This window comes from Nocardioides sp. YJ-D4, assembly GCF_054031495.1.
In genome coordinates, this window is record NZ_CM132932.1 from 4,890,501 (window position 1) to 4,903,236 (window position 12,736).

The window sequence follows — 12,736 nt, forward strand, 5'->3', positions numbered from 1 at the left end:
GGGTCAGCTCACCAGGACGGCGAAGACTACGACGTTCTCCTCGTAGCTGTTCGTGTCCGGGTCCAGCCCGCCGCACGTGATCAGCCGCAGGCCGGCGCGTGGGATGTTGCCGTAGACGGCGTCGGTGGGGAAGGCGCTCTTGGCGAAGTGCTCGATCCTGGTCACCCGGAACACGGCGGTGCTGCCGTCCTGGCGTGCGATGTTCACCACGTCGTCCACCTCGAGGTCGGTCAGGTGTTGAAAGACCCCGGGTGTGCCATTCCAGCGCACGTGGCCGGCGATGATCGCCGGGCCAAGCTCGCCTGGCGTCGGGGACCCGGTGAACCATCCCGCGGGAACGGCGTCCGGCGGCACCTCGAGGCTCCCGTCGCTCTGGAGGCCCAGCTCCATCAAGCTTGAATCCACGCCGATGGCCGGGATCCGCAACCGGGTCGGTGCCGACCGCCCCATCGGTTGGACAGTGACTTCCGGACGGCTCGCCCGATGGTCGCCGGCCGCCGACGTGGACGTCGGCGACGGCTGGGAACCGACGCCGGCGCCTGGCGCATCCTGATCGCACGCGCTCGTCCCAAGGGTGATCCCCACGAGGACCGCGGCCGTGGCAACCACCGTCACCGCGGCCGCCCAGAGACTTCTCCTGGGCGGGCGGTGGCGTCGGTGACCACTCGTCACGCGTGTAGGCACCGCCTCGTTGCAGCCAGGCTGAGGCAGCCCGCGATCGAGAGTCACAGGCCGAGAAGCAGCGGAGCCGGCACGCCTCCGGCACACGCCGCAGGACCGGCGTCACCCGTGTCGACCGAACCGCTCGGGGGCGTGGTGATCTGCGGGGTGTCGCCGTTGCCGTTGCCGTCGCCGTTGCCGTCGCCGTTGCCGTCGCCGTCGCCGTTGCCGTCGCCGTTGCCACCGCCGCCGCCGTTGCCACCGCCGCCGTTGCCACCGCCGCCGTTGCCACCGCTGCCGCCACCGTCACCGCCGTTGTCGCCGCCACCGCCGCCACCACCGCCGCCACCGCCGCCTGCGCGGCAGATGGGATGGGTGATCACGTTGTTGTCCAGGGTGACCGCGCCGATGCGGGCAAGGGCTCGACCCTGAAGCGTCGCGCCGGTCTGCATCGCAATGCTCTGGTCGGCCATGACGTTGCCGACGAACGCGGTGGTCGTGCCGATCGTGGCTGAGCTACCGACCTGCCAGTAGACGTTGCAAGGGTCGGCGCCGTTGATCAGGACGACTGAGGCCGCCGAGCCCGTGATCAGCGTGGTGCCCGCCTGGAACACCCAGACCGAGTCGGGGTCGTTCTGCCCGTCCAGGGTCAGCACGCCGTTCAGCGCCATGGCGGCCGCCCGGTTGTACACGCCGCCGACCAGTGTCTCGCCGCCGAGCTCTGGGTCGGCCGCAATCGGCGGGGTCTGACCGGCGGCGTTGCCGTACGCGGTCGTGAGGTCGGTCTGCGCCTGCAGGGCAACCGCATCGCCGGAGTGGACCGTGCCGCCGATGACCATGGTGTCCTGTCCTGTGATCGCCGTGCCCGGGTGGACCCCGACGCTGCCTGCGACCGTGGTGGTGCCGGTGTTGGTGACGGTAGACCCGGCCAGGACAGAGAAGTCCGCGGCAGTACCGAGCGGGATCTCCGTCGCGGCAGCCTGGGCAGTGCCCGCGAACGGGACGATCAGCATGAGGGCCACCAGCGCGGCCAGCGCGGGGCCACGGAATCGGCGGTGTGAGGGGAGGAAGGGAATGAGAGGGCGTACCGAGAACTTCATCGAGATTTCCAATGATCATTGGAACAGGGCGCTCTGGCCGGCTCTCGATGATCCAACAGGTGTCGGTGGAAATCCGTGACCAGACTCCGCCGCGCGCGTTCCCACCGAGCGGCGTCAACGCAGACTAGTTGCGACTGTACGCCTATATTCGCCTGCATTCGCATACATTCGCCTGACACCCATTGTGAGCGTCACGCTGGCGCCGTTGGAGCCGCCGGCGTTGTTGGCCGCGCGGTGCGGCGTGTTCAGCCGACCGGCGGCCCGGCGACGAGCGCGACCACGGTCAGCGCGGCGACGCTCGCGAGACCGGCGGCCACGCCGCGCACCGGGTTACGGAGGAGCCACGCGAGCGGACGCTCCAGCGGGCGGGCGGGGGACTCGTCGATCAGCCGCCACGTCGGGGCGAGCAGGCCTCGGCGCTCGGCGTAGCGCTCGAACCAGAGGGTGAGGAGCGGCGGGATCGAGGATGCGAGCCCGGCGAGGAGCCGACCGAACGACCAGCGCTGGTCGACCGCGATCGCGACGGTGGTCACGCAGTAGCTGATGAAGACGACCCCGTGCAGCATCCCGAAGATGCTGACTCCCAGCTCGGTCGTCTCGGTGACGTACTTCAGGAACATGCCGCACAGCAGCCCGGTCCAGGTCACCGCCTCGGCAGTGGCGACGATCCGGAAGACGCGAGACGGTGAGCTGAGAAGTGCGGGCACGCGGCCAAGTTTATTCGCACCCGTGTACTGGTATGAATCGGGCGGCTATGGGTACCGATCGCGGCATGACGACCGACAAGCTGCACTACACGATCCCGGGCCTCGACGAGGATGCTGCGCGGACGACCATCGGCCTTCTCCAGTCGCGCCTCCACGCCGCCAACGACCTCCAGCTCACCCTCAAGCACGTGCACTGGAACGTCGTGGGCCCCCACTTCATCGCGGTCCACCAGATGATCGACCCGCAGGTCGACGCGGTACGCGCGATGGCCGATGCGCTCGCCGAGCGCATCGCGACCCTGGGCGGTGCCCCGCGAGGCACCCCGGGCGCGCTGGTCGAGGAGCGGGAGTGGAACGACTACAGCATCGGCCGGGCCACCACCCAGGAGCACCTCGCCGCGCTCGACGTCACCTATCAGGGCGTGATCTCCTCCTACCGTGAGGCGATCAAGACCCTCGACGACATCGACCTGGTCACCCAGGACATCCTGATCGGCCAGGTCGAGCAGCTCGAGCTCTTCCACTGGTTCGTACGCGCCCACCTGGAGGACCAGGGCGGTCAGCTGCAGACCAGCGGCGAGGCCACGGAGGCGGGAGCGGCACGAGCCGCCCACGACTGAGGAATCCCGCATGCGGTGGTGGTTGACGGCGTTGGCGCTGCTCCTTCCGATGATCCTCACCGGATGCGGCTCGGGACAGGACGAGGCGGTGCGTGACAGCGCCGCGGCCTTCCAGGACGCGGTCGCTGCCCAGAACTGGGGCGAAGCGTGCGCGCTGCTGGCTCCGGAGACGCGATCGGAGCTGGAGTCCGCCGCCAAGAAGCCGTGCGAGGGCGCGCTGGCCGAGGAGGAGCTCCCCGCTCCGGGCGCCCTCGACGGAGTGGACGTCTTCGGGACGATGGCCGAGGTGCGCTATCAGGGCGAGACCGTGTTCCTGACCCGATTCGCCGACGGCTGGCGGATGTTCGCGGCCGGCTGTACGCCCCAGCCTCCCAAGCCCTACGACTGCGCCCTGCACGGAGGCTGAGATGCGCGTCATGTACGTCGCCTACCTGGCGGTCATCGGGATCGGACTGGTCTACACGTTCGTCCTCGCGCTGAGGCACGGGTGAGGAGCACGGATGCGCCGGTTCCTCAAGGAGAACTCGCTCAGCCTCGGCTTCGGGGCGCTCTTCCTGGCCAGTCTCGCCGGCCAGGCCGTCGCCGGGTGGCACCAGCTCAACGACGAGCTGTTCGCCGACGGCCTCCACCAGCTCTCGCTGGGCCGGTATCTCACCTCGGCGAGCTTCGCCGTGGACGTGACGGAGAACTGGCAGAGCGAGTACCTCCAGTTCCTGCTCTACGTCATGCTCACGGTCTGGCTGGTGCAGCGAGGCTCACCGGAGTCCAAGCCGCTCAAGGACGCCGGCCAGGAGTCCGACGAGGCGCAGAAGGTCGGTGCGTACGCCCGTCCTGACTCGCCCAAGCTGGCCCGGGCCGGCGGCTGGCGGACCGCGCTCTACTCGCGGTCCCTCGGCATCACGATGGGGACCATCTTCCTGCTCTCCTGGCTGGTCCAGTCGGTGGCGGGCTGGGCTGCGTACAACGAGACCAGGCTGCGTCAGCTGCGCGACCCGATCTCGTGGGCGTCCTACCTGACGCACTCCGACTTCTGGGCGCGCACCCTGCAGAACTGGCAGTCGGAGTTCCTGGCGGTCGGCTCCATGGCGGTCCTCTCGATCTACCTCAGGCAACGTGGATCACCGGAGAGCAAACCGGTGGGTGCCTCCCACGAGGCCACCGGGATCGAGGGCTGAGCGGGGGCCGTACGTCCGGCTCCCTCAGCCGTCGTCCTGCGCCAGCAGGCGCAGGACCGCGCGCTCGGCCGCGGCCTGGCGCGCCTGCGGGTCCTTGCTCACGCCGTCGCGTACGCGGATCGTGCGGCCCTGCTCGTGCAGCTCGAGCACCCGCGGGTCGACATAGGAGCTCCGGGCGATAGCCGGAGTGTTCCCGAGGTACTCCGCGACCTCCTTGATCGCCGCGACCTGCTGCTTACGGCGGGATCTGATGGTCGGGGTCGAGCGCCCCGCAGCGTGCGGGTCCTCGGCCAGGGCGAGCGCCGCGAGCACGGTCGCGTGCCAGGTCCGGAAGTCCTTCGCCGACACCTCGAGGCCGCTCAGCTCGCGCATGTAGTCGTTGACCATGGCCGGCGTCAGCCGTTGCCACCGCCGGTCCTGCCGGTAGGCGAGAAGCTCCTCGAACCCGGCGCGGCGGCGACGCAGCTGCGCGATCGCCTCCACCGAGAGCGGGTCGTCGATGCTGATGGAGTGGTGGACGCCGGACTTCCCGGTGAAGTCGAAGACGTACGCCTCGCCCCGCTTGCGTACGTGGCGACGCTCCAGCGTCGTCAGGCCGAAGCCACCGTTCTCGTCGGCGTACGCGTCGCTGCCGATCCGGAAGCACCCCAGGTCCAGCAGGCGCACCGCGAGTGCAGATGCCCGGGCGGCGCTCATCCCGGTGGTGGTGAGATCCCGCTCCGTCCGCTCGCGTACGCGGGGCAGGACCGCTCCGAGCTCCAGCACCCGCTCGAACTTCTCCTGGTCGCGCTTCGTCCGCCAGTCGGGGTGGTAGAGATACTGGCGGCGGCCGGCCGCATCGGTCCCGACGGCCTGGAGATGCCCGTTCTCACGGGGGCAGATCCAGACGTCCTCCCAGGCAGGTGGGATGGCCAGGGCGCGGATCCGCTCGATGGCGTCGTCCGGCAACCGGTCACCGGAGTCGTCGAGGTACACGAAGCCGCGACCCGCGCGACGGCGGGTCCACCCCGGCTCCTCCGCCGAGACCCGACGAAGTCGAACCACCAGGGGCTCCTCTCACCCACGGGTGTCGTCGCTGTCGCGCCCTCGCGCGGCCAGCAGCCGATGCGTACCGTCGCACCAGGGTTTGATCGCGGACCCGCCGCACATGCACACCGCGCTGACCGGGCGAACCGTGCGGTGGATCTTCCCGTCGGGATCCTGGATCTCGTGCTTCCCGCGCAGCAGCATCGGCCCGGCCGGGCACAGCACGATCGAGGCGTGCTCGAAGTCCGTCATGAGGCACCCCACTGGGTGAGCATCGTCCGGGCATAGCGAGCCTCCAGGTCGAGGCAGGTGAACGCGCCGAACAGCACCTGGTCGCGCTCGCTCGGGTTCTCCTCCACGAACGCGCCGCACACGTCGCGTACGGCCAGCTGCTCGTGTACGGAGTCGGCCTCGACGTGCTCGTCGTAGTAGGCGGCCATCTCCTCGGGGAAGTCCAGCCGACGCAGCCCCTGGGCGAGCTGCCGCGACGGCACCGAGCTGGTCGACTCGAACGCGGCGAAATGGCCGAGCGCGGCTCCGCGGAGCCTGCGGTGGAGCCCGAACAGCGACAGCGCGTTGTTCGACTCGAGGATCTCGGCCGGCGCCTCGTCGACGTAGCACGCGTGGTCGGTTCGCAGCCCGGCCGCTTCGATGCCGAGGCGGAACAGGTGGTGATGCAGCCGGTTCGGGTCACCGTCGCCGTACTCGTCGAAGAGGATCTCCATCATCGCGGCCTTGGGCCGGGTCTCGAGCCGGGGGACGACCCAGCTGGTCGGGTCGGCCTCCTTGAGGTGGTAGAGCGAGCGGTGCTTGAGGATCTCGAGCACCTGCTCCCGGTTGGCCCGGCGCTGCACGAACCGTGCCAGCGACGGTCCGTCGTGGCCGGCGACCAGTCCGGGCAGGTCCAGCTCGCGATCCTCCTGGAAACCGCTGTGCTCCCAGCGCCGCCGCAGCTCGGCCTCGAACGACCTCTCCAGACCGCGGCGCAGGCGCAGCAGGTCCGGGTCCCACTCGAGGTCGGGATCGACCTCGTCGAAGCCCCGGTAGTGGAGCTCGTAGAGCGCCCACAGAGCGATCTGGGCGTCCTCGGCCGACTCCGGGGTCGGCTCCAGATCAGCGGTGGCGCCGCTCTGCAGCGCGGTGAACACAGCGGCACTCAGGGTGCCACGCGACTTCGGCAGCATCTACGCCCACCTTTCCCTCACGACCGGCCGGTACCCGGCGGTCGGTTCCGACATGCTCGGCCACGGTGCCCGGGCGAGGTGCACGAGCACCCCCTCGCCAGGCGAGTCCCGGACCTCCTCGATCCTCAGGTCGCTGCCCTCGACCATCTCCAGCAGGCGATCGGCCTGCCCTGGCGTACCGAGCTGGAGGACGGCCGCGCCGCCGGGGGAGAGGTGCCGGGCGGTCGTGGTCAGGCACCTCTCGGCGATCAGCATCCCGTCGGCGCCGCCGTCGATGGCCGTCCGCGGGTCCTCGGGATATCGCCCGACCTGGGCCGTGGGCACCCACGGCGGGTCCGCGATCACCAGCCAGTAGCGCTCGTCCGGGTCCTGGGTCTCCTCCATGCTGCCCTCGCGTACCTCGACCACGTCCGCCAGCCCGGCGCGCTCGGCGTTGGCCCGGGCGAACGCACAGGCGACCGGGTCGGCGTCGACGCACACCAGGCGGCGGCCGGTCAGGACGGCGGCGAGCAGGCCGATCTGGCCGGCGCCCGAGCACAGCTCCAGGATCGGCCCGTCCGGCAGCTCCGCGGCCAGCTTGGCCGCCCACTCGGACTGACGGACGGTCCAGGTTCGCGGCGTGAGCACGCGGTCGTCGAAGTCGATGTCGAGATGACCGAAGCGGATCATGCAGGTGCCTCCAGTTCAGGGATGGGAAACTCAGCTGAGCTCGGCCAGCCGGACCACTGCTCGGTCCAGACGACCCTCCTCGTCGTGGATCCGGCGCTGAGTCGTGGAACCCGTGCCGCCGGTGAAGATCCGGCCGATGCCCTTCTCAGCGCGCGCGAGGTCTCCGGTGTCACGCAACGCCGGGCCGATGTGCTCGAGCAGGAGCTCCACCACCTCACGAGCCGGCCTCGGTCGGTGACAACGCGGGTCGATCAGATCGCCGGTGATCCCGTGCCGTCCCGCCTGCCACATGGCGAGCCGGAGCACGGCCACCGGCACCGGGTCGGGCGGCCGGCCCTCGGCCCACTCCCGGGCTCCGGTCTCGACCAGCGCTCGCGCCAGCGCGGCGACGAGCACGGCGTCGCGGGGGTCGAGGCAGACGTCGGCGACCCGGATCTCGAGCGTCGGATAGTTGCGGGACGGGCGGGCGTCGAAGTACGCCATCCCCTCGTCGAGCGGCACGCCTGTGTCGACGAGCAGGCGCAGGTGGTCGACGTACGCCTGGCCGCTGCCGAAGATCTCGGTCGGACCATTCGTCGGCCACCGGGTCATCACCTGAGACCGGTAGCTCGCGTATCCCGAGTCGCCGCCCTGCCAGAAGGGTGAGTTGGCGCTCACCGCGAGCAGCACCGGCAGCCAGGCGCGGATCCGGTCGAGCGCTCCCACGGCCTCGTCGTCGGACTCGACCGAGACATGCACATGGCAGCCGCAGGTGAGCTGCTCGCTGGCGGTCAGCCCGAACCGCTCCGCCATCGCCGCGTAGCGCTCGTCGTCGAAGGTCTGGGGCCACACCGGCAGCGGGGTCGTGCCGCTGGCCAGGATCAGCGCGCCCGCCTCGCTCGCGGCCGCACGCGCTTTGTCGCGCCACCTCCTCAGGTCCTGCTCGAGGATCCCGAGGTACTCCTCTGCCGGCGTGTCGGTCTCGACCTGCTGCTCCTGCAGCTCCGGCCCCACCGAGCCGCCGGCCTCGCCGGCTGCGACCTCGGTGTCGCCGTGCCGGCGTGCCACCCGCAGCACCTCGCTGGCCACCGATCGCGGCGCGCCGGTCTCGGCGTCGACGAGGAGCAGCTCCTCCTCGACGCCGACTGTCCTGACCTGGTGATGGGTACTGCTCGAATAGTGGCTCTTCACTGCTCACACCTGCCTCTGGAAGGAGCAACTCGACGATGTGTCGCCTGTTCGGATATGTGACCGAGTCCCCGTGTGCCGTAGCCGACCTTCTCGGGGAGGAGGGGCTGGCCGCGTTCACCTCGCTCACGTCCGTGCACTCCGACGGCTGGGGGATGTCCTGGCACACGCCCGAGGGCACCTGCACGACGAGCTCGCCGAGTTCGGCGGACATCGACGACACCTATCGCCGACTCGTCGAGGCCCCGCTCTCCCATGCCGGGTTCGTGCATCTTCGCTGGGCGACGGGTGGTCTCGACGTACGTCCGGAGAACACCCACCCGTTCCTGAATGACGGCGCCGCGTTCGCGCACAACGGCCACATCTCGCCGATCGCCGACCTCGAGGCGCTGCTGACCCCGGAGTCGCGTGGGCGGCTGCGCGGTGACACCGACAGCGAGCGCTACTTCCACTTCGTGCACCAGAACGTCGAGAAGTACGGGGACGAGGCGGAGGGCGTCACCCAAGCGCTGGCCACGCTGGTCCAGAAGTTCCCGCGATGCAGCCTGAACGCGCTGATGCTCACCCGGACCCACATGTTCGCGATCCACATCAACTCGCGTGCCGACTCGCCCCTGCGCGCGCTGCGCGAGCTCTTCGACGACGAGGGCGACATCCCGCCGCGACACACGACGGAGTACTTCGCGATGGACTACCGCCGGACCGGCTACGGCCTCGAGATCGTCTCCAGCGGTCTGGATCAGCCGGGCTGGACTCCGGTGCCCGCGGACACCGCGGTGATGGTCGACCTGGCCACCCGGGAGGTCACCCGGCTGGACCCGATCGCTCAGCTCGGCGCCGACGCGTTGCGGGCCCGCGACTGATGACGGGCTACCGCCGACCTGCTGTGGGGTGCGTTCGGGCATGCCCAGAGGTACCCCATCCGGAGCACTTTCATTCGGAGCCGATCACCCCCCAAGGTGGGTAGTGGCGGTCTGTGACCGATGCCACGATGTCCCGTCAGGGGAGGGAGCAGAACCTCTGGGCGCAGCGTCCGGAGCCTCGAAATCGGAGGTGCTCCGCATGACAGAAATTCACGAAAGTATCGGCGCGCAGACGTCGACCGGGCCGTACCCGATGGGGCGGCGCAGGTTCATCGGCTACCTGATCGGTGGCGCCACCGTGATGGCGGCCGCCGATCTCGGCATGCTCGCCGAGCCCGCCGATGCGAAGGTGCCGAGCCTGCCGCAGGTCTTCGACACCTACGACCTCTCCGACGCGCTCACCGACGCCGCGCGTCCGACGGCCAACCTGATCACGGTGGTGATCAACGAGGACGGTACGGCCAGCTTCGAGCTGCCTCGCTCCGAGAACGGCCAAGGCATCACGACCGGGATCGCGATGATCATCGCCGAGGAGCTCGACCTGCCGCTGGAAAGGGTCACGGTCACCTTGGCGCCGGCTCGCCAAGAGCTGATCTGGAACCAGATCACCGGTGGCTCAAACACGATCCACGCGATGTTCACGCCGGTACGCGTTGCGGCCGCGATCGCGAAGGGTGCCCTGCTCGAGGCAGCAGCCGCTCTCTTGGGCGGGACCGTCGACGAGCTCACGTCCAAGGACGGCGTCGTCACCGCCGCCAACGGTGCGACCGCGACGTACGCCGAGCTCTCCAAGCGTGCTGCCGCTGGGACCACCAAGGAGGTCGAGGTCACCCTCAAGGACGCCAGCGAGTTCACCCTCATCGGGAAGCCGCGCAACCGGGTGGACGCGCTCGCCGCGGTGACGGGCACCAAGAAGTTCGCGATGGACTACGACCACAAGGGCGCGATGCCGACCATGGTGTGCCGTGCCCCCACGATGAACGGCACTCCGGTGGAACTGCGCAACAGGGCGGAGATCCTCGAGATGCCTGGGGTCACCCATGTCGCCAAGATCCCGACCGGGATCGCGGTGCGGGCGAAGACGTTCGGCCAGTGCATCGACGCGATCCAGAAGATGGACGTGGCCTGGAAGGACGGCCCGGTCGCCGGCGAGTCGGACGAGGACATCCTCTCCGGGGTCAAGGCGGCCGAGCTGCCGATGCCCTCGCTGCCCAACAACCCGCTGTCCAAGACGGTCGCGGCTGACTTCACCTTCTACTTCCGCAGCAACGCCCCGCTGGATCCGATCAGCGCCGTCGCCGACGTCAGTGCGGACGGCGGGGAGATCTGGGCGGCCCTGAAGAACCCGATCGTCTCCCAGCAGCGCATTGCCCTCGAAGTCGGCATCGACCCCACCAAGCTCAAGGTCAACGTCGTCGAGGGCGGCGGCTCCTTCGGCCACCGGCTCTTCTGGGACGCTGCCTTGGATGCCGCTCACGCGTCCAAGGCCATGGGCGTGCCGGTCCGGTTGATGTGGCATCGCGCGGACGAGCCTCGCGCCGGGCGACTCCATCCACTGTGCACGTCACGGGTGCGCGCGTCGTACGTCGGCAACGAGGTGCTGGCCTTCCAGCAGTCGCATACCAGCGTCGAGACGGACTGGCGCCACGGCTTCGGTGAGATCGTCACCTCCCTGGGTGCGGACCTGCCGGAGGGACTGAGCAACCTCGGCTATTCCCAGCTGATCTTCGCGCTCACCTCGGGGATCCCCTACGACTTCGGAGTCCTCGCGCAGACGATGAACGAGACCGATACCCGGTTCAACACCGGTGCCATGCGCAACGTCTACTCCCCGGACGTACGCACGGCCAGCGAGCTGGTGGTCGACCAGCTCGCCAAGGCGATGCGGAAGGACCCGTACGAGTTCCGCAAGGAGTTCTTGCGGAACGAGCGGATCCGGGCGGTGCTCGACAAGGCCGCGGAGGTGGCCGAGTGGGGGAAGCCGATGGCTCCGGGCACGGCCCAAGGCATCGCGGTGCACTACGAGTACAAGGGCGTGAGCGCCTGCGTCATGGAGATCGACTGTCGCCCCGAGACCGTCAACCGGAAGGTGCGCGATGCGTACGCCGGGCCCCGGGTCACCCGGGCGACGATGGTCATCGAGATCGGCCAGGTGGTGAACCCCCGCAGCGTCGAGGCGCAGATGCAGGGCTGCATCAACGACGGCATCGCGATGACGCTCTCCAGCAGCGTGCATCTCCGCAACGGCCACTTCCTGGAGGCCAGCTGGGACAACTACGCCTACACGCGGCAGTGGAACACGCCGCCCCAGGTCGAGGTGGTCATCTTGCCGGGGGAGAGCAAGGTCATCGGCGGTGTCGGCGAGGCCGGTGTCGCTACTGCGGCCGCCGCGGCCGCCTGTGCCTACGCCCGGGCCACCGGGAAAATGCCGACGGAGTTCCCGATCAACCACAACGATCCGATCTTCTTCGAGCCGAAGTCGTTCATCCCGCCCGTGCCGCAGTCTCCGACTGACGGCCTCCGGTGGACCTACTGAGGAGCCCTGACATGCCTGAACAGACATTCGTCGTCAACGGCGAGAAGATCAGTGTCGACGTCGAGGACGACGTACGTGTGCTGTGGGTCCTGCGGGACCTGCTCGGCGTCAAGGGGCCGAAGTACGGATGCGGGATCAACGTGTGCAAGGCCTGTACGTCACATCTCAACGGCAAGGCGTTCAACCCGTGCGCGGTGCCGGTCGGTGCCCTCAGCGCCGACGACGAGGTCACCACGATCGAGGGTCTCCCGGGTGAGGTGCCCGAGTCAGACCGAGGGCCGAACGGTCTGCACCCGATGCAGGAGTCCTGGCTTGACCATGACGTCGCCCAGTGCGGCTACTGCCAACCGGGCCAGATCATGGCCGCGGTGGCGCTGGTGAAGAAGGTGCGTGCCGAGGGCCGCACCATCACCGACGCCGATCTCGACGGGATCCGCAACGTCTGCCGCTGCGGCACCTACACCCGGATCCGCGAGGCCATCCGAGACGGAGCCGGGCGGATGTGATCCTGTCTCTGACCAGCCGCGACACGGCTGGTCAGAGGCGGTCCGCCATGAGGCACGAACAGTCCCTGGCCAGCCTCCGGAAGACCGGCTCTTCCGAGTTCAGGTGGGTTGCCCGGTGCAGGTGGTCTGGCGCACCACCGCCGCATCGCCCGCGGCTTCCGCAACCGCGAGAACTACCGACGCCGCATGCTCCTCATTGGTGGCAGCGTGCAGCACCGCACGCCGGAGGCTCGGACAACGTCGAGGCCTTCCGGTGAACGTTTGCTTGGGCGCCACCGATCTTGAAGGCCTCGACACCTTCTCAGACGCCATCCGCTGCTCACCGGCGCGTCACGCTCACCCCCACCTCAGGTCGGAAGCGCCCATCTGCTCGCGCACGCAGATGGTGCCGGGCGGTGGGCTGAGCAGATCTGAACGACTAGCACGGAGGCGAGGGCCGAGGGCGTCGCCCCCGATCGGGTGTCCTGGCATTCCCAGCCATTCCGTGACGTACTCACAGGAAGTCCATAGCGGGCGGGCGGAA

Annotated in this window: 14 protein-coding genes; 6 read left to right on the forward strand and 8 right to left on the reverse strand. The window is 69.3% G+C overall.

Annotated elements, in window-relative coordinates:
• Positions 1-3 precede the first annotated feature (3 nt).
• The 3 genes from ACW14X_RS23440 to ACW14X_RS23450 form a co-directional block, all read right to left on the reverse strand.
• A complete protein-coding gene (locus tag ACW14X_RS23440; RefSeq protein ID WP_457166081.1) occupies positions 4-450 on the reverse strand; it encodes a class F sortase in 447 nt (148 codons plus the stop codon).
• A gap of 275 nt (positions 451-725) precedes the next feature.
• A complete protein-coding gene (locus tag ACW14X_RS23445; RefSeq protein ID WP_457163491.1) occupies positions 726-1,760 on the reverse strand; it encodes an ice-binding family protein in 1,035 nt (344 codons plus the stop codon).
• A 245-nt stretch (positions 1,761-2,005) separates the two neighbouring features.
• Positions 2,006-2,467 carry a DUF3817 domain-containing protein gene (locus tag ACW14X_RS23450; protein ID WP_457163492.1) on the reverse strand — a complete coding sequence of 154 codons (462 nt, stop codon included), beginning with the start codon at positions 2,465-2,467 and terminating at the stop codon, positions 2,006-2,008.
• A gap of 65 nt (positions 2,468-2,532) precedes the next feature.
• Here ACW14X_RS23450 and ACW14X_RS23455 point away from each other — a divergent pair, with 65 nt between their 5' ends.
• The 3 genes from ACW14X_RS23455 to ACW14X_RS23465 all read left to right on the forward strand — a co-directional run bounded on the left by ACW14X_RS23455 (position 2,533) and on the right by ACW14X_RS23465 (position 4,262).
• On the forward strand, positions 2,533-3,087 hold the full coding sequence (locus ACW14X_RS23455) for a Dps family protein (RefSeq protein ID WP_160028430.1): 555 nt from the start codon (positions 2,533-2,535) through the stop codon (positions 3,085-3,087).
• A 10-nt stretch (positions 3,088-3,097) separates the two neighbouring features.
• Complete coding sequence (locus ACW14X_RS23460; protein ID WP_350840321.1) at positions 3,098-3,493, forward strand: hypothetical protein; 396 nt, start codon at positions 3,098-3,100, stop codon at positions 3,491-3,493.
• Between the two features lie 94 nt (positions 3,494-3,587).
• On the forward strand, positions 3,588-4,262 hold the full coding sequence (locus ACW14X_RS23465; RefSeq protein ID WP_457163493.1) for a DUF6766 family protein: 675 nt from the start codon (positions 3,588-3,590) through the stop codon (positions 4,260-4,262).
• A 24-nt stretch (positions 4,263-4,286) separates the two neighbouring features.
• Here ACW14X_RS23465 and ACW14X_RS23470 read toward each other — a convergent pair whose 3' ends face one another.
• Genes ACW14X_RS23470 through ACW14X_RS23490 form a run of 5 tightly spaced genes read right to left on the reverse strand, consistent with a single transcriptional unit; the run spans position 4,287 to position 8,311 of the window.
• Positions 4,287-5,306 carry a DNA topoisomerase IB gene (locus ACW14X_RS23470; RefSeq protein WP_457163494.1) on the reverse strand — a complete coding sequence of 340 codons (1,020 nt, stop codon included), beginning with the start codon at positions 5,304-5,306 and terminating at the stop codon, positions 4,287-4,289.
• A 12-nt stretch (positions 5,307-5,318) separates the two neighbouring features.
• Complete coding sequence (locus ACW14X_RS23475; protein ID WP_160028438.1) at positions 5,319-5,540, reverse strand: CDGSH iron-sulfur domain-containing protein; 222 nt, start codon at positions 5,538-5,540, stop codon at positions 5,319-5,321.
• Complete coding sequence (locus ACW14X_RS23480; protein WP_457163495.1) at positions 5,537-6,472, reverse strand: iron-containing redox enzyme family protein; 936 nt, start codon at positions 6,470-6,472, stop codon at positions 5,537-5,539. The genes ACW14X_RS23475 and ACW14X_RS23480 overlap by 4 nt, the downstream gene beginning before the upstream one ends.
• Positions 6,473-7,141, reverse strand: a complete 669-nt coding sequence (locus tag ACW14X_RS23485) for a methyltransferase domain-containing protein (protein ID WP_457163496.1) — start codon at positions 7,139-7,141, stop codon at positions 6,473-6,475.
• 30 nt (positions 7,142-7,171) lie between these two features.
• On the reverse strand, positions 7,172-8,311 hold the full coding sequence (locus ACW14X_RS23490; RefSeq protein WP_457163497.1) for a carboxylate-amine ligase: 1,140 nt from the start codon (positions 8,309-8,311) through the stop codon (positions 7,172-7,174).
• 35 nt (positions 8,312-8,346) lie between these two features.
• Here ACW14X_RS23490 and ACW14X_RS23495 point away from each other — a divergent pair, with 35 nt between their 5' ends.
• The 3 genes from ACW14X_RS23495 to ACW14X_RS23505 all read left to right on the forward strand — a co-directional run bounded on the left by ACW14X_RS23495 (position 8,347) and on the right by ACW14X_RS23505 (position 12,213).
• Complete coding sequence (locus tag ACW14X_RS23495; protein ID WP_160028446.1) at positions 8,347-9,171, forward strand: class II glutamine amidotransferase; 825 nt, start codon at positions 8,347-8,349, stop codon at positions 9,169-9,171.
• Between the two features lie 199 nt (positions 9,172-9,370).
• Entirely contained in the window at positions 9,371-11,707 is a 2,337-nt protein-coding gene (locus ACW14X_RS23500; protein WP_457163498.1) for a molybdopterin cofactor-binding domain-containing protein, read from the forward strand.
• Between the two features lie 11 nt (positions 11,708-11,718).
• Positions 11,719-12,213, forward strand: a complete 495-nt coding sequence (locus ACW14X_RS23505) for a (2Fe-2S)-binding protein (RefSeq protein ID WP_160028450.1) — start codon at positions 11,719-11,721, stop codon at positions 12,211-12,213.
• Positions 12,214-12,736: the final 523 nt, after the last annotated feature.